The 20,678-nt window shown below is 50.8% G+C and carries 30 protein-coding genes; 26 read left to right on the top strand and 4 right to left on the bottom strand.

Annotation, left to right across the window (positions count from 1 at the left end; translation table 11 throughout):
* The first annotated feature begins 2 nt into the window (after nt 1-2).
* From ACK3CJ_RS04100 to ACK3CJ_RS04130, 7 genes are all read left to right on the top strand, one after another.
* The gene (locus ACK3CJ_RS04100) at nt 3-572 is read left to right on the top strand and encodes a hypothetical protein (protein ID WP_409525152.1); all 570 of its coding nucleotides are present in this window, start codon (nt 3-5) and stop codon (nt 570-572) included.
* A gap of 142 nt (nt 573-714) precedes the next feature.
* Entirely contained in the window at nt 715-1,458 is a 744-nt protein-coding gene (locus tag ACK3CJ_RS04105) for a DUF2726 domain-containing protein (protein WP_409525153.1), read from the top strand.
* A gap of 38 nt (nt 1,459-1,496) precedes the next feature.
* Nucleotides 1,497-1,637 carry a transposase gene (locus tag ACK3CJ_RS04110; RefSeq protein ID WP_409525154.1) on the top strand — a complete coding sequence of 47 codons (141 nt, stop codon included), beginning with the start codon at nt 1,497-1,499 and terminating at the stop codon, nt 1,635-1,637.
* A gap of 193 nt (nt 1,638-1,830) precedes the next feature.
* A complete protein-coding gene (locus tag ACK3CJ_RS04115) occupies nt 1,831-2,175 on the top strand; it encodes a hypothetical protein (RefSeq protein ID WP_409525155.1) in 345 nt (114 codons plus the stop codon).
* A gap of 136 nt (nt 2,176-2,311) precedes the next feature.
* Nucleotides 2,312-2,554, top strand: coding sequence for a type II toxin-antitoxin system Phd/YefM family antitoxin (locus ACK3CJ_RS04120; protein ID WP_151703943.1), 243 nt, complete (start codon nt 2,312-2,314; stop codon nt 2,552-2,554).
* On the top strand, nt 2,551-2,814 hold the full coding sequence (locus tag ACK3CJ_RS04125) for a Txe/YoeB family addiction module toxin (protein WP_409525156.1): 264 nt from the start codon (nt 2,551-2,553) through the stop codon (nt 2,812-2,814). Before ACK3CJ_RS04120 ends, ACK3CJ_RS04125 begins: the two co-directional genes overlap by 4 nt.
* A gap of 96 nt (nt 2,815-2,910) precedes the next feature.
* Complete coding sequence (locus tag ACK3CJ_RS04130) at nt 2,911-3,504, top strand: DUF6338 family protein (protein ID WP_409525157.1); 594 nt, start codon at nt 2,911-2,913, stop codon at nt 3,502-3,504.
* Nucleotides 3,505-3,724: 220 nt separating this feature from the next.
* Here the strand turns inward: ACK3CJ_RS04130 and ACK3CJ_RS04135 are convergent, their stop codons facing one another.
* A complete protein-coding gene (locus ACK3CJ_RS04135) occupies nt 3,725-4,678 on the bottom strand; it encodes an IS110 family transposase (protein ID WP_409525158.1) in 954 nt (317 codons plus the stop codon).
* 294 nt (nt 4,679-4,972) lie between these two features.
* On the opposite strand from ACK3CJ_RS04135, the gene ACK3CJ_RS04140 reads away from it, so the two are divergent.
* The 17 genes from ACK3CJ_RS04140 (at nt 4,973) to ACK3CJ_RS04220 (ending at nt 16,718) form a co-directional block, all read left to right on the top strand.
* Nucleotides 4,973-5,356 (top strand): hypothetical protein, encoded by a 384-nt coding sequence (locus ACK3CJ_RS04140; protein WP_409525159.1) that lies wholly within the window; start codon nt 4,973-4,975, stop codon nt 5,354-5,356.
* 185 nt (nt 5,357-5,541) lie between these two features.
* Nucleotides 5,542-6,240 (top strand): hypothetical protein, encoded by a 699-nt coding sequence (locus tag ACK3CJ_RS04145; protein WP_409525160.1) that lies wholly within the window; start codon nt 5,542-5,544, stop codon nt 6,238-6,240.
* 268 nt (nt 6,241-6,508) lie between these two features.
* Nucleotides 6,509-7,021 (top strand): transposase, encoded by a 513-nt coding sequence (locus ACK3CJ_RS04150; RefSeq protein WP_409525161.1) that lies wholly within the window; start codon nt 6,509-6,511, stop codon nt 7,019-7,021.
* A gap of 189 nt (nt 7,022-7,210) precedes the next feature.
* Complete coding sequence (locus ACK3CJ_RS04155; protein ID WP_409525162.1) at nt 7,211-7,636, top strand: hypothetical protein; 426 nt, start codon at nt 7,211-7,213, stop codon at nt 7,634-7,636.
* Nucleotides 7,637-8,316: 680 nt separating this feature from the next.
* Nucleotides 8,317-9,606: a group II intron reverse transcriptase/maturase gene (gene ltrA, locus ACK3CJ_RS04160; RefSeq protein WP_409525163.1), complete on the top strand. Its 1,290-nt coding sequence runs from the start codon at nt 8,317-8,319 to the stop codon at nt 9,604-9,606.
* A 140-nt stretch (nt 9,607-9,746) separates the two neighbouring features.
* Nucleotides 9,747-10,499, top strand: a complete 753-nt coding sequence (locus tag ACK3CJ_RS04165) for an NYN domain-containing protein (protein WP_409525165.1) — start codon at nt 9,747-9,749, stop codon at nt 10,497-10,499.
* A 61-nt stretch (nt 10,500-10,560) separates the two neighbouring features.
* Nucleotides 10,561-10,923, top strand: coding sequence for a hypothetical protein (locus tag ACK3CJ_RS04170; RefSeq protein ID WP_409525166.1), 363 nt, complete (start codon nt 10,561-10,563; stop codon nt 10,921-10,923).
* Between the two features lie 98 nt (nt 10,924-11,021).
* A complete protein-coding gene (locus ACK3CJ_RS04175) occupies nt 11,022-11,312 on the top strand; it encodes a hypothetical protein (protein WP_409525167.1) in 291 nt (96 codons plus the stop codon).
* A gap of 154 nt (nt 11,313-11,466) precedes the next feature.
* Nucleotides 11,467-11,766 carry a hypothetical protein gene (locus tag ACK3CJ_RS04180; protein ID WP_409525168.1) on the top strand — a complete coding sequence of 100 codons (300 nt, stop codon included), beginning with the start codon at nt 11,467-11,469 and terminating at the stop codon, nt 11,764-11,766.
* Between the two features lie 81 nt (nt 11,767-11,847).
* The gene (gene tnpA / locus ACK3CJ_RS04185; protein ID WP_409522936.1) at nt 11,848-12,138 is read left to right on the top strand and encodes an IS66 family insertion sequence element accessory protein TnpA; all 291 of its coding nucleotides are present in this window, start codon (nt 11,848-11,850) and stop codon (nt 12,136-12,138) included.
* A complete protein-coding gene (gene tnpB, locus ACK3CJ_RS04190; protein WP_409525169.1) occupies nt 12,135-12,479 on the top strand; it encodes an IS66 family insertion sequence element accessory protein TnpB in 345 nt (114 codons plus the stop codon). The genes tnpA and tnpB overlap by 4 nt, the downstream gene beginning before the upstream one ends.
* 28 nt (nt 12,480-12,507) lie before the next feature.
* On the top strand, nt 12,508-14,139 hold the full coding sequence (tnpC, locus tag ACK3CJ_RS04195) for an IS66 family transposase (RefSeq protein WP_409522934.1): 1,632 nt from the start codon (nt 12,508-12,510) through the stop codon (nt 14,137-14,139).
* Nucleotides 14,129-14,395, top strand: a complete 267-nt coding sequence (locus tag ACK3CJ_RS04200; protein ID WP_409522933.1) for a hypothetical protein — start codon at nt 14,129-14,131, stop codon at nt 14,393-14,395. Before tnpC ends, ACK3CJ_RS04200 begins: the two co-directional genes overlap by 11 nt.
* A 240-nt stretch (nt 14,396-14,635) precedes the next feature.
* Nucleotides 14,636-15,115 carry a transposase gene (locus tag ACK3CJ_RS04205; protein WP_409525170.1) on the top strand — a complete coding sequence of 160 codons (480 nt, stop codon included), beginning with the start codon at nt 14,636-14,638 and terminating at the stop codon, nt 15,113-15,115.
* A gap of 74 nt (nt 15,116-15,189) precedes the next feature.
* Entirely contained in the window at nt 15,190-15,681 is a 492-nt protein-coding gene (locus ACK3CJ_RS04210; protein WP_409525171.1) for an ABZJ_00895 family protein, read from the top strand.
* Between the two features lie 71 nt (nt 15,682-15,752).
* Nucleotides 15,753-16,085, top strand: a complete 333-nt coding sequence (locus tag ACK3CJ_RS04215) for a hypothetical protein (protein ID WP_409525172.1) — start codon at nt 15,753-15,755, stop codon at nt 16,083-16,085.
* Nucleotides 16,086-16,370: 285 nt separating this feature from the next.
* A complete protein-coding gene (locus ACK3CJ_RS04220) occupies nt 16,371-16,718 on the top strand; it encodes a DUF3024 domain-containing protein (RefSeq protein WP_409525173.1) in 348 nt (115 codons plus the stop codon).
* Nucleotides 16,719-16,730: 12 nt separating this feature from the next.
* On the opposite strand, the gene ACK3CJ_RS04225 is transcribed toward ACK3CJ_RS04220, so the two are convergent.
* The 3 genes from ACK3CJ_RS04225 to ACK3CJ_RS04235 all read right to left on the bottom strand — a co-directional run bounded on the left by ACK3CJ_RS04225 (nt 16,731) and on the right by ACK3CJ_RS04235 (nt 17,751).
* Complete coding sequence (locus ACK3CJ_RS04225; protein ID WP_409525174.1) at nt 16,731-16,871, bottom strand: hypothetical protein; 141 nt, start codon at nt 16,869-16,871, stop codon at nt 16,731-16,733.
* A gap of 114 nt (nt 16,872-16,985) precedes the next feature.
* Complete coding sequence (locus tag ACK3CJ_RS04230) at nt 16,986-17,318, bottom strand: hypothetical protein (RefSeq protein ID WP_409525175.1); 333 nt, start codon at nt 17,316-17,318, stop codon at nt 16,986-16,988.
* A 64-nt stretch (nt 17,319-17,382) separates the two neighbouring features.
* Complete coding sequence (locus tag ACK3CJ_RS04235) at nt 17,383-17,751, bottom strand: truncated hemoglobin (RefSeq protein ID WP_409525176.1); 369 nt, start codon at nt 17,749-17,751, stop codon at nt 17,383-17,385.
* A 101-nt stretch (nt 17,752-17,852) separates the two neighbouring features.
* On the opposite strand from ACK3CJ_RS04235, the gene ACK3CJ_RS04240 reads away from it, so the two are divergent.
* Both ACK3CJ_RS04240 and ACK3CJ_RS04245 read left to right on the top strand, forming a co-directional pair.
* The gene (locus ACK3CJ_RS04240) at nt 17,853-20,282 is read left to right on the top strand and encodes a hypothetical protein (RefSeq protein ID WP_409525178.1); all 2,430 of its coding nucleotides are present in this window, start codon (nt 17,853-17,855) and stop codon (nt 20,280-20,282) included.
* On the top strand, nt 20,279-20,560 hold the full coding sequence (locus tag ACK3CJ_RS04245; protein WP_409525179.1) for a type II toxin-antitoxin system RelE/ParE family toxin: 282 nt from the start codon (nt 20,279-20,281) through the stop codon (nt 20,558-20,560). Before ACK3CJ_RS04240 ends, ACK3CJ_RS04245 begins: the two co-directional genes overlap by 4 nt.
* Nucleotides 20,561-20,678: the final 118 nt, after the last annotated feature.

Here is a 20,678-nt window from a genome sequence, read left to right on the forward strand (position 1 = left end):
AAATGGGGACGATTTTCCTCTCGGCAAGCATCCCCGTGATCGGGCGAGGGACGTACTACGAGACCGCTGATCCGTTTCTAATCCAGTGTGCCGTTCGTGAACTAGCTATCGCTACCGTTCGCCGGCACAAGATTGTATGGGGCGGCCATCCTGCAATTACCCCAATGATTTGGAGCATCTGCGAAGATCTCGGGGTTGATTACGCAAGCTCTGTGATCCTGTATCAAAGCCGCATTTTCGAAGGTCGTTATCCGGAAGAGAACCAACGGTTTGACAACGTCATTTATACCGACCCCGTTCCCGAGGATATCCAAGGTAGCTTGCAACTGATGCGCGAACAGATGCTCTCTAGTGAAGATCTGATCGGAGCAGTATTCATTGGGGGGATGGATGGAGTCGAAGTCGAATACGACATTTTCAGGCGGTTCAATCCTGCTGCTTTCGTTCTTCCAGTTGCCGCACCGGGTGGTGCAGCGCTTAATCTCGCTCGGGATAAAGGCTATTTCATTGGGCGGGAGCTCGAAGACATAGATTTCGCCACGCTATTTAGTCGTTATTTACCTGCCAAATAGTCGTCTTGTGAGGCCCAGTACTTTTTTCTGATCCAGGTGTGAGTCGTCTCGGATGTCTGAGGAGTTTTTTGCTATCGTCCGTGAGGACAAGAATTGCTGCTTTTTCGGGTAGCAGATATCAGGGTTATAAAGGAGGAAACAGATGGAAGGGTTACTCATTGCAGCGGTAGCGATTATCGTCATTGCGCTTGTCTTTGCCAAATCCCTGAAGGGGCGGGTGTCTGGCCCCGAAGCCTATCCCTATCAGAAAGCAGGACCACTCTTTACGCCGGCTGAACGCTCGTTTTATGGCGTACTCAGCCAGGCTGTCGGCACGAATGCAACGATCTTCGGCAAGGTCAGGGTGGCGGATATTGCAACGCCGCGGAAGGGGCTGGCGAGGAGTATCTGGCAGAGAGCGTTTAACAAGATCTCTGCCAAGCATTTCGATTTTGTTCTGTGCGACAGTCATGACCTCTCTGTGATCTGTGTGCTGGAGCTGGATGACAGTTCACACAAAGCCAGCAAGCGGCAACAGCGGGACGAGTTTCTGACCGGGGTGTGCAGCGCTGCCGATATCCCATTTATTCGCGTACCGGCCAAGGCGGGCTATGTCATCAGCGAGATACAGGCATTGCTGGCGCCGCACCTGACTGCTACAGCAACTGCGGCTGAACCAGAAGCAGAACTACCGGTTGCAGCGCCTGAGAAGCAGATCGAAAAGGATGAAAAGAGCTGCGCCAAGTGCTCATCGTCGATGGTTGTGCGTGTGGCTAGGAGTGGTGCCAATGCCGGCAAGCAGTTTTTGGCATGCAGTACCTACCCGAAGTGTCGCCACATTGAGGCGATCAATGAAGCCCTGTCAACAACAGCCCCGCTTGCAGCTACGGTCAGCAGTAACGGTTGACGCGTAGGCTATCGCGGATTTGACGGGCGGACAGGCCGGTGTTTGACAATCTGGAAAGCAACAAGGGACTGAATCGGTTTACCCTGAGGGGTAAAGACAAGGTCAATGCGCAGTGGTTAATGTACAGTATGGTGCATAATATCGAGAAGGTCGCGAGACAGGGACAGCGGCGCCACTGAGGTGCAGCAGGTACTGACTGATGGTCAGTGGTTGCAACATGATACTGAATAAGGGTTGTTTGAATGGGTGTATGAGTTCATCCGTTCGAACGGATAGAAAACATCAGAATATAGGACGGGCTGTTGATGCTGGGGATTTTGACTGTAAATGTCTAATCCGACAGGCTCGTTAGCCTTTATAAGGAAGGAACGTATGGAACTTCAAGAATTTATAAAAACCGCAATAACTGAAATAGTTGCTGGGGTTGCCCAAGCAAGTGAATTGACGCAAGCCCATGGTGGAAAAGCTGGATCTATGAGGCTTTATGGTTGTGTGAAGGACAACAAAGTCATGACAGATGATAATGATCGTCCTGTCACCACAGTTGAATTTGATATCGCATTGGCAGAAGCGAGTAGTAAGGATACAAAAGGAGGCATCGGGGTTTATTTGGGCGCAGTTGGTTTGGGGTCACAAGGTGCCTCACATGGTGAAGCATCTACTCATTCACGCATTAAATTCACCGTTCCAGTGGTGCTTCCTGATGCCAAAGGCTAACCATGCGCTGCACCCGACGCTCCAGTCGCTGCGCTCCTTCCGCTTGGGTGAGCGCGGTTGGTAGGAAACGTCCGGCTTGACGTACGTACCTGAAGACGTACAATTGCTTAAGAGTTGAGCATGCAAGAGGTATGTCATGACCGGAATCACAGTAACCGAGGCGCGCAGCAACCTTTATCGGTTGATTGATGAGACCGCCGAGTCCCACCAACCCATTGTCATCATGGGTAAGCGGAACAAAGCCGTCCTGATTTCCGAGGAAGACTGGTCTGCAATTCAGGAAACACTTTACCTGCTATCTGTGCCAGGTATGCGGGAGTCTATTCGTGAGGGGATGGACACCCCCGTGGATGAATGCGATGAGGAGTTGGACTGGTGACATGGAAGTTGGTTTACGTCAAGCAAGCTCAGAAAGATGCAAAGAAGTTGGCCACCGGCGGCCTCAAGCCAAAAGCTCAGGAGTTGTTGGCGCTGATTGCAGAAAACCCTTACCGCAAGCCGCCTCCGTTTGAGAAGCTCATTGGTGATCTGTCGGGAGCCTGTTCACGGCGTATCAATATTCAGCATCGCCTGGTTTACCAAGTGCTCGAAGACGATCGGGTGGTGAAAGTTCTCAGGCTTTGGAGTCACTACGAATAATGCATAACCAGCCGCTGTTGCCGGGCGATTATTCCACCGCTTCGCGGTTCCAACATTGCCGCAAAGCCTATCGTTTACACGTAATTGGAGAGTGATTTGAGTATATGGGATCTCGATAAGCTTTTGTTGTTCATAGCCTTTGTCATTCCTGGCTTTATTTCGATAAAGGTTTACGAACTTATCGTTCCTTCGGTCACTAGGGGGTCGTCAAAGCAGTTAATTGACGCTATTGCATATAGCTGTATCAATTATGCTCTGTTGATCTGGCCAATTCTTGAGATTGAAGCCAGCTCAATACGCCTGAGTCACCCTACTGCCTACAAGCTCTTTTACCTCCTGGTTTTGTTCGTTTTTCCCGTGATTTGGGTTGTCCTATGGCGTTGGGCGCGTGGTTTAGAATTGATACAACGAAACCTCCCTCACCCCACCGGCAAGCCTTGGGACTACGTTTTTTCCCAAAGGCAGTGGTATTGGGTTGTCGTGACGCTAAAGGATGGTAGAAAAGTAGCCGGTAAGTATGGCCGGAACTCCTTTTCGTCTAGCAGCCCCGCACCAGAGCAAATTTATTTAGAGGAAACGTGGGTAATTAACGAAGATGGCGGTTTTGATAGGCCAAGAGTCAGCACAGCTGGTACGATAATACTTGCGGATCAGATAGCAACACTAGAGCTGTTTCAATACTCAGAGTAGGAGAACATACCATGTCTAGAAAAAAGACATTCAATAATGACGGTTATCAGCCAACTCACGGGTACAAGCCCGCCCAGCAGCCTCGCCCTATGGATATGCCAGACCAAGGTAAGCCCGGTGCGGGATATCAACCCACGACCTCGCAGGGTGATCAACCTGGCAATCCTCCGAAGAAACCTTAAAACGTGTAATAAGTGACTGTGACCACCAGTCAATATATTTATACAATTTTTGAGCTCCATCGTTCTTCATTCTTAACCATGGTATTCAGTATGACGATGAGCTTTCGCATACAGGCAATCAAGGCGACTTTTGGCAGCTTTCCAGATGCCTTTAGATGGGTGTAGTAACGTTTGAATACCGGGTTGCATTGAATGGCAGACATCATTGCCATGAACATCACTGTGCGAATGCGTGGGCGGCCACCCCGTATGCGCCGCTTGCCTTGATAGTTACCGCTTTCGTGGTTCATGGGGGCTACACCAACCAAAGCGGCGATCTCTTTTCGATTGAGCTTGCCAAGTTCGGGTAGCTCACTGAGTAACGTATATGCCAGGATTTTACCGACCCCTGGTACACTGGTGAGGATTTCAGATTTAACCCGCCAGTGTTTAACCTGTGCAACCAGTTGGTCAATTTTTTGTGTGAGTTGATCGATCTCTTTCAACAATACACGTAGTACCCGATTGAGGGATGAGTGCACTTCTTTAGGCATGATCTGTAGACGGTTTTTCTCCATTGTCTGCATTTCCATCAGTTGTGACCGTCTTGCCAGTAAGTCTTTGATCAGGCGGGATTGTTTATCAGGAATAGGCTTGATATCCGGTTGTATCGTTGCAGCAAAACGAGCAATGACAGCGGCGTCCAGCTTATCAGTTTTGGCGAATACGCCGATAGCCTGGGCATAGCGCAGGATGCTGATGGGGTTAACGACAATGATGGGCAGATTAGCTTTGTCACAGGCAAAAACAAAAGCGTGTTCATAGCGGCCAGTGGCTTCGGTGACGATCCGTTTTACTGGGTGTTGCTTTTGTACCTGGATGATTATTTGAATACTGTGATCATCATTGGGAATGGAAAAGTGAAGGTTCAGCGGATGAAAGGCAATATCAAGTTTTAACTTGCTGACATCCACGCCGACATGGACTTCGATTTGGTTTTCAGTGTGATTCATAATAAGCTGACTCTGCCTTGCTATGCGGGCTCGAGGCCCCGATGACTGTTTGAGTTATCGCTAAGGAGTCAAGCAGCGCTACCCACTTGTTACCGGCCTCTCGAAAGAGGAGCCTGCGCTAAATCGAGCTGCTGCATGAAGACCCTCAACGGCCATTGAGGGTGGGCCTCACTTTACCCAGAAATGGAACGAATTAACCATACAAGGTGCTGCTGTCGGACGAATTTTCCGCTACGCTACAAATTCGCGACAGAGCACGACGTTATGTTGGCGAACCACTGGTAAGGATGAGAAATGTCGTTAATCGATAGCTCTATAATGCAAATAGCAAAGGTACTGGCAGCGGCAGTTACCGGAACTTTGGTAGTTTCTGAATCTAAGAACATAGACAGAATAAGTGACGAAGCAAATAAGCAAGCTCTGGAATTGCAAATGGCGCACGCGCAAGCAAGAGTGGCTCAGGAGATTGCAATTGCCCAAAGAATAGAAAACGCGTCAGAGGTGGTAATCGAAGAATACTATGCGGACGAAAAGGTCGGTGAGGCTGGTGTCACCGGTAGTGAAAAAGGTCTAGGTGTTAATATTTCGGGTGAAGCTAGGAGGGTTACCAAGCGCGTTTATAGGTTTGTTGGTGAGCCAGGATCAAACAGTAAAAATGCCATCGAGCATAAAACATAACAAAAAACTGCACGCTGACACATACTGCTACACTCGTTTTTGTGTCTGTCGCTATGCTCCATTTTTACACAAAAACGCTCTCCGCAGTATGTGCAGATAAACTTGGCGTTAAAGCAATACATGGAGGCCATGTGAGAGCCAGTCAACGACAGTTAATCAAGGAATCTCGGCGCAGTAAGAAGCGAATGGCCAAAGTGCAAAATAGACGACGTCAAGGCAAACTAGCTTCTGTGGTGACAACTCCTACTCGCCCTGTTCAGGGCGAAATTTGCGCAATATGTGGAGTAAGGACAGCTTCCACTAAGGACCATGTACCTCCCAAGGCGATTTTTCCAAAACCTCGACCTCATTTAATAACAGTACCTGCTTGTTTTGAATGCAACAACTCAGCGTCTGACTTTGATGATCTTTTCAAGGTCTATTTAAGCCTACACGCGGCCGAAAACAATGACATAGCCAGAAAACTATTTAGTGAAAAAACAGTTAGAACTTTGCAAAGAAATCAACGTCTTTTAGACAAAATAAAAAGTGAGTCTAGCCGTGTTGCGATAGTTAATAAGAGTGGAGATCTGGAATCAAGGATGGGTGTTTTATGGGATTCTTATGCTCATGATCGGGTGATAGAGAGAACTATAAGAGGGCTATACTACCATCACTCAGGTCATCCAATTCCTTCTAACTGCATCCTGCAAGTACAGTGGTTACATGGTGTGCCGGACGAGATTATACCAATGCTACCCATCCTCAAAGAGCATACGATCGGAGAAAACCAAGTTGTATATAAATACGTCATCTATGAAAATGATCCGAGACATTCGCTCTGGATTTTTGAGTTTTACGGTGCGCATTGGGCAAGTGGGCATACTAGCCCAGTTCAGTTTTAACAAATAGATGCAGTTCGTTCTGGTATGGCCCTCCACTGGACGTACTAAAGTGCGCCGCTGATCAACGCGTTGAGACTGTCGGATTAGTCCCACAGCCCTTGGCTGACTCGGCATACAAAGGCTAAAATCAGGCAACAGAGCTTTACCTCACAGGTGGCAAGGGATGGCACGGTATAAACACTATGATTACAACCAAACCAAGATGATCCCGCTGCGGTTTGCGGATCAGATCCAACCTGGCACGTTTGAATAGACGCTGAATCATGTCGTGGAGAATGATCTGGATCTCAGCGTGTTTGAGTCCCGCTATCGCAACGACTACAACGATGCTCCCGCCTATGACCCGGCGATTCTGCTGAAGGTTGTGCTATTCGCTTATTCCAGAGGGATCACTAGCAGCCGTAAAGTCGCTCAGGCTTGTCGTGAGAATGTATTGTTCAAGGGCTATCGTCAGCACTGTCGAGATTGTTCCCTGAAGCATCAGTGCCTACGGCGAGAGAACCAGCCTGATGGTCGCCAGGTCAGCTTTACACTGGGTGCTGGTAAAAAGACCTCGGGCTTTATCGAGAAGATGAAGCAGAAGATCGACAGCCCGATGGGACGGCATATCTACAGCCAGCGATTGGGTACTGTGGAACCGGTATTTGGCAATCTGGCGTGCAACAAGGGGCTGAATTGGTTTACCTTAAGAGGCAGAACCAAAGTCAATGCCCAGTGGTTGATGTATTGTCTGGTGCATAACATTGAGAAGATCGCGACACAGGGTCAGCAGCGTCACTGAGTGGCAGCTGGCTGATGAAGCTGCGTCAAGCGCATCACGTACTGAATACAGGCTGTTTGAATGGATGATTAAGTTCATCGGTTCGAACGGGGAATAATCACCAGAATAAAGGATGGGCCGTCGATGCTGGGGATTTTGATTTCAAAATGTCTAATCCGACAGGTTCGTTATGGCCATAGGTGTTAAAATGTGAAGTTTTTTACTAGGCTTTTTGGAAAGTCTGAAGATCAAAAGATGGAGGAATACTCCCGCAAGAAGTTTGAAGAGCTTGAGAAGCAGAATTCTAAAGTGGTAGAGGCAGCATCAGTAAATGGAAAACACTATGTCAATCATGTGGAAACCATCAAGCAGTTAAAGCGCGAAGATCGGAGAGATCAGGCTATAGAGCTATTGCTGAAATGTGTAAATGCCACTGAAGCTGAGTCAGCTATAGTTGATTGTGGAGTCGCACCTTGGTACTACGAGCAGCTGGCTATTCTCTATCGAAAGCAAAAAGACTATAAAAGCGAAGTAGAGATTCTTGAGCGTTACCACAGCCAACTCGCCGCTGCTGGTGTCGGGAAAGAAAAATTGGCTGAGAGACTTATACAAGCTAAAGCCTTGCTGGAAAAATAATAAATTGATCGTCATGGAAAAATTCAGCCATAACAAACGGATGTTGTCGCCCCTTCGGGGCTGGGGCGGCCTTTCCGCCGCTGCGCGGCTACAGGTCCGCCTCAAAGCCGGGCGTTAGTGCGACAAGCGAAGCTTGGAGCAATCTTGCAGGGTGGAAGTCCCTGTCGGGTAAGGTCTAGCCAACCACCCGTATCGAGTCTTGCGCGCTGCGCGGAGGCTGTGGATCGCGAACACTTTCCGGTGCGAGGGACAGTCCTCCCACAAGCAGCCGAACAACCAGCGTGAAGCGTAGACAGAGAATTACATAGGCCATAGGGATTACGTGATCCTGAAGTGTTGGTATCGCTCCGAAAATAAGCTTGTCCTGACTGACGAGGCTTGTAACGCCGTCGAAGTCCATGCAAAGCAACCGCACTGGCAAGGTTGCTGCGAGTCAGCGGAGTTCTCAAACCGTGGCATGTGTAAAGAGAGGTTCCAGGAACTTGTGAGATCCAAAGCGCTCCCGCAGGACGCGGGTAGGGACGCCGAGTAAACCACGAGGCCAACGATGGTTCTTTGGAAGTCGGACCAGCTCATAGTAGTCCGAGCAGAGGAAAGCTCTGTACATGGCGAAGGGGCTGGCAGTTATATCACGGTGTGCAACAGACACATAGGCCGGACAAAGTAGGGCTGGATTCACTATGACAACCGCATTGCACACCCTAGCATTTAAGGCACAAACCCACCCCAAGCACCGGTTTCAGAATCTTTATGGATTATTGGATGCTGATTTACTGGTACAAAGCTGGGGCCAGCTCAACAAGCAGTCGGCACCGGGAATTGATGGAGTAACATTCAACGATTACCAACCGAACTTGATGAGCCATATCAATCGCTTGAGCGGTCAACTCAAACACAAGCAATACCGAGCTGCCGATATCAAACGAGTGACTATCCCGAAAAGCAATGGTGGTCAGCGTCCCTTAGGCTTGCCCACGTTGGATGACAAACTTGTCCAGCAAGGAGTCAGCCAAATACTGCAAAGTATCTGGGAAGCGGACTTCCAGCGGTGCAGTTACGGCTACAGACCCAACAAGAGCGCCCACCAGGCGGTTCACAGCCTGATGCTCAATCTTCAGTTCAAAGGGTATGGCTACATCGTCGAAGCCGATATCAAAGGCTTCTTTGACAACATGAGCCATGATTGGCTCATGGAAATGCTGGCCCAGCGAATCGACGATAAAGCGCTGTTGTCATTGATCGGCCAGTGGTTAAAGGCGAAGGTGCAAGAACCCGGTCAACGGGTGATTAAACCGACCAGCGGTACTCCGCAGGGCGGTGTGATCAGTCCCGTATTGGCCAATATCTATTTGCACTATGCGCTGGACCTTTGGTTTGAAAAGCGGATCAAGCCTAAACTACAAGGCCGCGCCATGTTGATCCGGTACGCCGACGACTTTGTCGTCGCGTTCCAATACCGGGACGACGCCAGCCGGTTCTATCAAGAGCTACCCAAACGGTTGGAGAAGTTCAACCTTCAGGCTGCACCTGAGAAGACCCACCTGAAGCGGTTCAGCCGGTTCCATCCTTCCCGTCGCCGAGCGTTCCAGTTCCTCGGCTTTGAGTTCTACTGGGATCGGGACAGGAACGACGAGCCACGTCTGAGGCGGGTTACGGCACCGAAGAAGCACAAGAGCCTGCTACAAGCGTTTTACGACTGGATAAAGCAGAACCGCCACAAGCGACTCAACCGCTTTATGCCAGAGCTTAGGCGCAAACTCACAGGTTTTAGAAACTACTTCGGATTGCCGGATAACAGCCGCAGCGTTAGCCGTGTGTATGACTTCGTACTCGAAACGTTGTACAAATGGCTGAACCGTCGCAGCCAGCGTCGCAGCTTCAACTGGCTCCGCTTCAAGGATATGTTACGGTATTACCAAATTGGTCCGCTGCGTGTCACCAAAAGGCACTTAGTGGTCGACTGGTATTGAGGGCTTGTGCGTTACACGAGCAACGATATAACTGAAGAGCCGGATGCGGTAGTTCCGCACGTCCGGATCTGTGTGGGGGCGGTTCAGGTAACTGGCCGCTCTACCATGACAGCATACTCAGCATCAAGATTGGAGTTTGAATGAAAGATTTGGATGATCACAAGAAAGTAGCTGTACTAATTGACGCAGACAACGCTCAATACACGAAAGTGAAAGCAATATTGGACGAGATATCAGCGCATGGGCATGTTGTAATAAAAAGAGCGTACGGAGACTGGTCTAGTGAATATCTCAAAAATTGGAAGCAATCGTTAAATGAATTGGCTATTCAGCCAATTCAGCAATTTGCCTACACAACAGGTAAGAATTCTACAGATGCATCAATGATTATAGACGCAATGGATTTGCTCTATTCTGGTAAATTCGATGCTTTCGCGCTGGTTTCGAGTGATAGCGACTTTACAAAGCTGGCCTCTCGGCTTAGAGAGTCGGAAATATTTGTTTTTGGTGTTGGAGAAAAGAAGACGCCAATTTCATTTAGAAATGCTTGTGACGATTTCATTTTTACAGAAAACCTAGGCGCTGAACCATCGCCAGCTCCTGAGTCAGAGCCTGTAGTTCACGAAATCGCCACGTTAGAAAAAGCGAATGTTTCAGAGTTGGTGCCTCTGCTTAAGAAGGCGTGGGAGCAATACCAAGATGATGAAGGCTGGGCAAATGTCGCAGCGGCGGGTTCGTTTGTTAAACGATCAACGCCTGATTTTGACCCTAGAACCTATGGAGCAACAAAGTTGCCTGAGATCATTCAGAGCCTCAGAAGTGATTTTGAAATGAAGAAGTATAAAGGTAAAGGTACAGTGAATATCGTTGCTTACAAACCAAAAAATGCTTAACAAGTACAGGCAAGGGACGCTCCTGACATCGCGCTCCTGCTGCAAGAGTTAGGAAATCAATATGGATATGTACCTAGTACAACTATTAGCAGAGCCAACTAAAGGCTCTGAGGAATACGGCGAAGTTGGCGGCGCATATGTTGACGCATTTGTGAAAACCGACTCATTACAAAATGCTGCAATAAAAACCATTGAATTTCTCCTAAACAGGTCTTGGGTCGTCACTCAGCAGACAGCGGTTTTTTTACTGACTCCTGAGCGGCTTGGAGAGTTGGATGAAGTTCAAACAGCGACTTACCATCGCGCCAAAGACGAAGGTTTTTATTCTTCTTTAGCAGCTTGGCCAGTTCAGGAGAGAGAAAATGATTATGTTGAAGTTCGCTCATTAAAAGACTCCGATAAGTCGTCTGGTTCTAAACACTGAATTCCTAAGAATAAATTCAAGTTCGCCCGCGAGCGGGCTGGGACCTCAAAAGCTACGCTTTATCGGCCTATTAATGAGCGTTAAATTTAGGGTACATCATGCCAATTAAAATAACGGAATATGCATCCGCAGAAGATAAAAAAGGAAAAGCACTTGATTGGCTCTGCGATGCATCATGGAGGCTTCCAGATCAATTAGAGGCATTTGAAAAATGGCTCAATGAAAATTCTACATTACCAAAAGGGTTTTATGCCGCTGACATTGCATTTAGCCCAAGAGAAGATGCATTTGGCGGTGGCGGAGTTGTTTCACTAATCTCAATGAACATAATGCTATCTATAGGTATGGAGCTATATTTATCAGAATACCCAGAAGGAGCTGATGAATAAAATCTATAAAAATTTAACAAGTGACTGTGGTCCCGCATGAAGACCCTCAACGGCCACTGGGGGTGGGCATCACTTTACCCAGAAATGGAACGAATTAACCATACAAGTTGCTGCACTCGCAATTTTCCGGCGAGCAAGACGTTATGAGAAAAAAATGGGCGACGAGTTTACAGAAGTAAGGATTAGAAAATTTCTAACCTTGTATGAACAGCGGTTATATCAGCTCTCCGAAGATGACGAATTGTCCGACGCTGAGCTTAGCTCTGCTGTTGAAAAAATTATCCAAAAAATTCAGCACGAACGTGATCGTGCTGATCAACATAAAAATCATATTCTTCAAGAAACGAACTATATTCCCGCACTTGATGAAGCTCTGAATTTTTTGGAACAAGCACTCGAGACTGCTGGTACAACCAGTTTTGACTCAAAGCTTCAAGATGCAGCTTTTTCGTAAGCGTTCATTCCAAGGCGTTCTGTCGCCCTGGTGAATTTGACCCTACAGTAACCTTATATTTTCCAACACGAGGTTACGCTTATGAAAAAGCATCGCACCCCAGAACAATGGCAAGCCCTTATAGACCAGCAGCGTGACAGCGGTCTGTCAGCCACCCAATTCTGTAAACAGCAGAATATCGGCTATGCCAGTTTCTGCAACTGGCGGAAGCGTTTATCGGAGAGTCCGGTTGATGACGCTATCAATTCCGACGAAACAGGCTTCCTGGATCTGTCGTCGTTGATGAGCAAGTCGCCGTCATCTGGATCGGACTGGAACATCGTCTTGAGTCTCGGCAATGGCGTCGAATTGCGGCTGAGCCAGAACGGATGATCGGGCTCGACAGTCAGGCCAAAATCTGGCTATGCACTGAGCCCACAGACATGCGCAAATCCTTTCGGGGGCTGAGTGCACTGGTCCGGAACCTGTTGAAGCTGGATCCACTGAACGGCCAGTACTTTGTGTTCATTAATCGTCGCAAGACCCAGATGAAAATGCTGTACTTCACGCCCACTGGCTACTGTTTATGGGCCAAGCGCTTAGAGCAGGGGCAATTCCGGATATCCCCAACCGCCTCGGGTCAGCGGACTCTGACACTGACGGATCTACAGCTGCTGATTGATGGCATTGAGGTACAGAAATACCGTCAGTTCAAGCGTTTCCGGGGCGCATAGAGGGAGGGCTTGCGGTATAATATTGGCCATGAATTCAATAGCTTCTACTCCCCATTCCAACACGCCTTCTTGCTCGGCTCTGGCTGAGGAGAATGTGTTATTACGCGAACAACTTCAGATCATGCAGCGGCAGTTGGACTGGTTTAAGAAGCAACTGTTCGGTCCCAAATCCGAGAAGCAGGTGTACGACTTGCCTGAACAGGACAGCCTGTTCCAATCAGCCGAAGTGCGACTACCTAAGCCGCCTGTCGAGGGTGAGCAACGTACGATTCAGGCCTATCAGCGTGGCACCGGTAAGAAACAACGGGGCGACGACTGCCTGAACGACACGGGCCTGCGTTTTACCGCCGATGTACCGGTGGAAGTGATCGAACAGTTACCGCCTGAACTGACTGGGCCGGACGCCAATCAGTATGAAGTCATCGGCAACAAAACGACCTACAGATTGGCTCAGCGTGTCTCCAGCTATGTGGTGCTTAAACTGCAGCGTCCAGTGTACCGGCGCAAAGGGACTGAGAAGCCGGTGACGACACCAGCTCCCTTCAACGTGTTGGATAATAGCCTGGCCGATGTCAGCCTGTTGGCAGGGCTACTGGTGGACAAGTTCCAGTTCCATCTGCCGCTGTATCGACAGCATCAGCGTATCCAACAAGCTGGCGTTACCCTGAGCCGTGGAACCCTGACCAACTTAGTTAAACGATCCATCGACTTGCTGAGACCCATTGTCGATGCCCAGACTGATAATGTATTGCGCAGCCGGGTGTTAGCGATGGATGAAACACCGATCAAGGCTGGCCATCAGAGCCGTCCAGGTCTGCAAAAAGGCAAGATGAAAACGGGTTGGTTCTGGCCGCTGTATGGTGATGCTGACGAAGTGGTGTTTACCTATTCGAACAGTCGAGGTCGATTGCATATTGAGCAGGTTCTGAACAAGCTGTTCACCGGTATCCTGATCAGTGATGGTTATGCAGCTTATGCTCACTATGCTGAGTCCCAAAAAGGCATGACTCACGCTCAGTGCTGGGTACATAGTCGCCGTTACTTTATCGAAGCCCAAAAGGATCATCCAGAGAAGGCCACAGAAGCCTTGCAACAGATAGCGCTGCTATACCAGCATGAAGAGGCCATCAAAACCCAAGGGCTGACGAGCGAGAAGAAACGCCAGTACCGACTTGAACACTCAAAGCCGGTCGTCAATGACTTCTTCCAGTGGTGCAGGGATCTGTTGAAAAGCGGTGGCTTACTGCCCAGTGATCCACTGACCAAAGCGCTGAACTATGTACTCAGTCGCGAAGCGAGCCTGAAGGTATTCCTGGAAGATCCAGATGTTCAGCCAGATACCAACCATCTGGAACGGGCCTTGCGGCCCATTCCAATGGGCAAGAAAAACTGGATGTTCTGCTGGACTGAGCTCGGGGCTGAACACTTAGGCATCATTCAGAGCTTGATCACTACCTGTAAACTGCATGGCATCAACCCCTACACCTATCTGGTGGATGTGCTGCAACGGATCAGTCGGCATCCAGCAAATAAAGTAGCAGACTTGACCCCTCGACTCTGGAAAACCCGATTCGCCGACACCCCGCTACCTTCCCTGATCAGCCCATGCCACCCTGATCGACTGAATAAACAGCCGGAGACCATCGTCTATGCGCATTGAAGACATGAGCATTGATCAATTACTGGAACTGAATCAGTACATCTGTAAACGCATAGATGAGCTTCAGAATCAGGAAACACTACAGGTGTTGAGCCAATTGCGAGTTGGGATGACAGTCATGTTCGACGGTCATAGTGGACCCGTGGCTGGAATCGTCACCAAGATCAACCGTAAAAGCGTCATTGTGCTGGGTGAGGGCATGAAGCAATACAAGGTGTCACCAGGCTTGCTTCGGCAGCTAAGGGATGTGAAGTAAGTCTATGACGTCCTGAAATGAACGCTTACGCTTTTTCGCTCGGGTATTACAGACAGCACTAGAGCACATAACCAGTGGAGGCACGGCGACGCCCATGACAACATTGCGCCTTCGGCTTCATTTCATGGGCGCGCATGTTGCAAAAGTAGAGACTGTCGGATAAGTCCCACAGCCCTTGGCTGACGCGACAGACAAGGGCTAAAATCAGGCAACTGAACGTTACCTCACAGGTGGCAAGGGATGGCACGGTATAAACACTACGATTACAACCAAACCAAGATGATCCCCCTGCGGTTTGCGGATCAGATCCAATCTGGCACGTTCGAATATACGCTGAATAATGATCTGGATCTCAGCGTGTTTGAATCCCGCTATCGCAACGACTACAACGGTGCTCCCGCCTATGACACGGCGATTCTGCTGAAGGTTGTGCTATTTGCTTATTCCAGAGGGATCACCAACAGCCGTAAAATCGCTCAGGCTTGCCGTGAGAATGTATTGTTCATGGCCTTGTCAGATGATAGTCAGCCGCATCACAGCACTATTGCGGATTTCATCTCCCGGATGGATGAGGTGATTGCACCGCTGTTCACGCATGTCCTACTGGTGTGTGATCGTCTGAACCTGATCTATTGGTGCTTAAGCAAAAGCTTAGCGCTTTACAGAGCACTGCCTAACAGATATTTTGCCAACTTGGGGCTGCCATCATTGGCGGCATGAAGGACAATGATGACATGAACCGCCGTAGTACGTGACCCGTATGCCCGGTGGTGTTGGAGGAGAGGCATTGTAAAATGTCCCGCTATCCCGATTACGGAGAGTTTTTCATGGAACAAAATGTTGAGATAAATCAATATATTTTAAAATTTAGTATTGCTTATATAATTGGGCTAGTTGCGCTAGCGGCAATATTTTATTTTCTGGATCTAGATGGTGGTTCAGGAGCATCTATTGGGGCTTTAATAGGCGCTGCGATGTACTCTTCAGGTAAATTTATTGAAGAAAATAAAAGAATTCCAAATAAGGTGGAAAAGTCAAAATTAGTGTGGCTTTCTTTGTTGTTATCCTGGGTTGTTTCAATAATTTTAGTAGTTATTTTTGTGTTAGTATTTGATGGTTTTGAGGGGTTGTTCGAGCTATCTAATCTCATGCTAGAATTAAATGCTATTGTTATATTTGGTATCTTATTTTTTGTGTCGTTACTTCACTTTTTGGCTCTTTATTGGTGTTACGGTGGACTTGCAAAAAAACAATGTGAAGGCCTGAAGAAAAAAGGAAAAATATAACGTATAAAGTTATATCGTGAGAGTGAAGCGTTTCACGATCTGAACCGTTTGTTGGACGAGATCGACCCTGTTTGGGTGAGCAAACCGCTCTTTATGAAAATAGCTTTCTGAGTTTTATTGTTTCACGTGGCAGTCCAGGCCGCTGTGCTTGGAAGCCGGTGGTGATGACCACGTTTGGGCTATATCGGCTACTAAAAGATCTTCTGAGATGGTTTGAAGGTCGAAAGGGCAACCTTTCGCCAGCGGATCGATTGGCTGTGCGCGAAAAGTGGAAGCCTGTTTTTGAAGAAAAGATTGCCGATCGACGTAGAGATGGGCTCCGGTCTGATGTTGTGGTGCGAGACGTAAATCGCCTCGACCAATACCCGAATATCCAGGAAGGCGAGAAAGGCATATCTGCTTAGTTCAAAGTGGACCGGTAGGAACGTACTATAAAGGGATTATGGTTCAGCTCAATTGGATTGGAATTGTCCATGATGAAAAAGGTTGGCGACTCAGGGACCAGAAAGATCCAAAAGATTCCGGCTTAACTGCGGCGCTTATTGGGTATATCCCATACGAAAACATCGCTTCAGTCGACTGTGTCAACAACGCAGTTTGACCACTTTGGAGGTGGGTCAGTTTAGTTGGCCATTAACAACAGGCCGCTCTACCATGACAAATGCCGATCCTCCAAACAGAGAGCACACATGTCCTTCAGTGAATTTGAAGTAAAAAAGATTGAGCGGGCCGCAGCGGAGTTTCTGGAAGCTATACGCCCGCCAGTGCATATCCGGCCACAGTTGGATATTGACGTGCGCTTCTCTGGCCAGAGTGTGTCTGTTGTCGAAATTCGCCCACACTTCCGCGAACCGTCAACAACGATTGAGTCAATGGTGGCAAAGGCGACCTACGTCGAGGAAGCAAAACACTGGAAAATCTACTGGATGCGCAGCGATCTCAAGTGGCATCTCTACACGCCGGCACCTGAGTCACGCACCATTGAGGAGTTTTTTGCTATCGTCCGTGAGGACAAGAATTGCTGCTTTTTCGGGTAGCAGATATCAGGGTTATAAAGGAGGAAACCTATCCCAGGCACAACGCAGCAGCAAGTCGTAGACAGTGCCCTGATGCCCGAAGGCCAACGCCCTGAATTGGGCCAGCTTGGTGAAGGTGAGCAGGAAATAATCGGCCGGCACCTGCTTCTTCATCTGTTGCTCCAGCACTGCTGACTCTCGTGATGCTAGAGCTCGAGTGGGGTCAAGCCTAGCGTTGAAGCATGTGCAACATGTCCAGGCCTGCCCCTTAATGCTTCGCGCCGGCTGTCACCGCTGCGGTTTGCACAGCGCGCTCAGATCGACCGCGATCCCCTGATCACAATCGTCCCACGCAGCGTGCTCGTTGCGTCCGTTACGCATCGCGACCAGTAAATCATGCCGCGAAGCAAAATCCAGGCAGCGCATGACGTCCTGCCGGTCGGTGCATCGGACGATGAGGGCCGGTCCGGTGCTGTCGGCCCCGTTCCTTCCTGCCTTGCCTGAGGCCTGTGCGTCCTCGCGCGGAAACTGGAGCTTGCCCCTGACCTCCATGGCAAGGGACGCGATGCTCACCGGCGTCGGGGTGTTGTCGGCAAGTCGACGGATCTCGAGATTCAACATGGTTACTTCTCCTGTTGGATGTAATGGAAGCGCTCCTGGCGGGTCAAACGGCCCGCAGCTCGACCTATTTGTGAATGATTTCTTCCTTGAGCGAATAGGCAATGCCCAGAATTTCGTCGCAGACCGAGCGCGGATATTCCATTTCGTTCATTGCTTGCAGGATATCGTCGACCACGGCCACATATTCGGCCGCACTGACGTTCATCCCGGTGTGTGTCTCGAGCATCGACCGACCGGTGTATTCCACGGGGCCGCCGGTGCCAGCCGCAAGGAACTCCTTTACCTTTTCGCGGGCGTGGTCCAGTGCCTTGTTGTCGAGGGCTTGGTATCGTGGGCCGGCGACTTCGTTCTGGAGGTGGAGATCGACGATGCGATCGCAGAGCCTGTCGATACCTGCGTGGCCACCGAGTCGGTCAAAAAGTGTTTCATTCATGTCCAATACTCCTGATCTAATGAATTTTCGGATGGGTGCTCCTTGCACCTACCTACAAGGCGTGACAATCTTTGTTACAACCGCAACAAGAGGAACGAGCGATGACGCAAGAGGATCTTTCACCGATTCGTGCCGCGCTCGACGCTGGAGAGTACGCCCGGGCTCAGACACTGCTCGCCGAGCTAGCCGCGCCACCCTCTGCCGCGCTGCTTGAGATGCGGGCTCAGGCGGCTTATGGGGCCGGAGATCTGGAAGAAACTCTGTCCGCGTACGGGGAGCTCTACCGTCTGCACCTGGAAGACGCCCGCCCCCACGACGCGGCCTTCGCCGCGGTCATGGTGAGCATGTATCTGATGATGGACACGGGCCTGATGGCCACCGTGCGCGCCTGGCTGTCGCGGGCGGAACGTCTGGTGAAAGACGCACCCGACAGCCCGGTCTGGGCTTGGCTGGCTGCAGTGCGGACCTACGAGCGCCTGATGTGTGGCGACATGCCGGGGACTGGACAATGGGCCCAACGGGCCATGGACGGAGGACGAATCCATGGGCTGGCCCCTCCCTCGATAATCGGACAAGTGGCGCAGGCCAGGGTCCGAATCCACGACGGCTATCTTGATGAAGGGCTCAGCGCGCTGGACGACGTTGCCGTGGAGCTGAGTGCGGGCAACCTCGACCCCCTCACGTCGGGGCAGATGTGGTGCGAGCTCATCTGCGCGATGCAGTGGATCGGTCAGCACGACCGTGCCGAGCAATGGACCGAAGCCATGGAGCGATGGCGCCAAGGGGCTGCGTTCGGAGGCCTCCACGGCCGCTGCCGGGTGCACAGGGCAGAGATTATGCGCCTGCGGGGGCCTTGTGACGCAGCCGAGCAGGAGGCATTGCAGGCATGCGAAGAGCTGCGCCCGTGGATGCGGCGGGAGTTCGGCTGGCCGCTGACCGAGCTCGGCAACGCGCGGCTGCGCAAGGGCGATTTCGCGGGCGCTGAAGAGGCGTTTCTTGCCGCGCACCAGAATGCCTGGCTCCCTCAACCGGGTCTTGCGTTGCTGCGGTTGGCCCAGGGACGCGTCGATGAAGCCTATTCAATGATCCAAAGCGCGCTCGACCACCCGATTGATGTCCCGTCAAAGGAGCGTCCGCCCTCGGGGGGGCTGCAGCGGGCCCCCCTGCGCGAGGCCCAGGTAGTCATCGCTCTGGCGGCCGGAGATGCCGATACGGCGCGTACTGCCGCGGCCGACCTTACGGAAATCGCCCGGATGTACCAGAGCCGCACATTGCAGAACTCGGTGCTCGCCGCCAAGGGACGCCTGGCGCTGCATGACGGTCGGGACGACGAAGCGATCCGGCTTCTGAGCGAGGCCATCATCGAATGGATCTCGTTGCGAATGCCGTATGAGGCGGCGGATCTGCGCGTCGAGCTCGCAGCAGCACACCGCGCCGCGGGTGACGACAAAACGGCCGAACGGGAGCTCGACGCCGCGTGCCGAGCGCTCGAGGACCTCAACGCCGCACCCTGGGCGGAAATGGCGCGCAAACATCTCCCGGCGACGCCCGCACGGCACGATGTGGAACCCGAGCGTTGCGTTTTCTGCCGCGAAGGGGATATGCGAACGGTCACTTTCGGTGCCACCACCGTCTACCTGAAAGATCTCAAGGGTATGCGCTACCTGGAGCGCCTACTGGCGGAACCCGGCCGGGACTTTCACGTTCTCGACCTGGTGGAGGTGGAGCGTGGCGCGCTCCCCGTCGACTCATCACCTGGTGCGCCCAGGGTTGATGCGCAATGCGGACTGGAGGTGTTCGACTCGAAGGCCCGCGAGGCTTACAGGCAGCGCCTCACCGAGACGGAAGAGGATATCGCGGAGGCCGAGGCGAACAACGATTTTCACCGTGCGCACCTCGCGCGCGCCGATCGTCAATTTCTCGTCGACGAGCTCTGCCGCGGCGTCGGTTTGAATGGTCGGGCCCGGACCGTCGGTGGCGGCCTGGAGCGCGCGCACCAGCGCCACCCGCTCGCTGCGCTATGCCCTCAATCGGATAGCGCGGCATCATTCGAGTCTTGGCGAGCACCTGAGGAGGACGATACGCACCGGCATCTATTGCGCCTACCAACCCGACCCTCGCGCGCCATTGGACTGGAAGATCTGAGATTGGGGTCAGGCCTGGGCTACTGTCCAAGTGTGACCCCTCGTTCTCCTCATATGAAAATCTCACAGACTATGCTGCAATACAATGTAGTTAATTGCATTGGAGGTATCGCTATGAGCGTCACTACCGTTCGTCTTCAAGCAGACGTTGAACAGCATCTGGAAGCAATTGCCGGCAGGCTCCATCGGAGTAAAGGCTGGGTGATCAATCAGGTTCTATCAGAATACATTGAAAAGCAGCTCCGTGAGCAGGAGCGTTGGCAGCAAACGCTAAAGGCAATAGAGTCGGCTGCCCAGGGAAAAGTTGTCGATGCTAGCGAGGTCCATGACTGGCTCAATAGCTGGGGAACCGAAAACGAGCAAGGTGCGCCGAGGTCAGGTAAGTGAAACTGGTTTACACTGACGAAGCCATTGAATATTTGAAGCGCCTCAGGGCGTTTATCGCAGTTCACAATCCCCCTGCGGCAGGCAGGGTCGCCGCAGAATTGGTTAGTAAAATCGAATTACTACCAGACTTCCCTGGAATGGGAACACCAGTTGAATTGGCGCCGGTACCTGACTCCATCCGCGACATGGTTTTCGGCAAGTATGTCGTCCGCTATTCGGTACATGTGAGTGCCATCATCATTTTACGCGTATGGCATGCGCTGGAAGGTGAACGGTAGTAATTTAACCAGTGTTGTTGACGGACAATTTTTCTAGCGCTGCGCGGCTCCAAAATGGCCGCAAAGCTTTGTGTTATGTAAAGCGTCCGGATTGACGTACGTACCTGAAAGCGTACAA

It is taken from the genome of Nitrincola salilacus (assembly GCF_046271865.1).
GTDB classification, from domain to species: domain Bacteria; phylum Pseudomonadota; class Gammaproteobacteria; order Pseudomonadales; family Balneatricaceae; genus Nitrincola; species Nitrincola salilacus.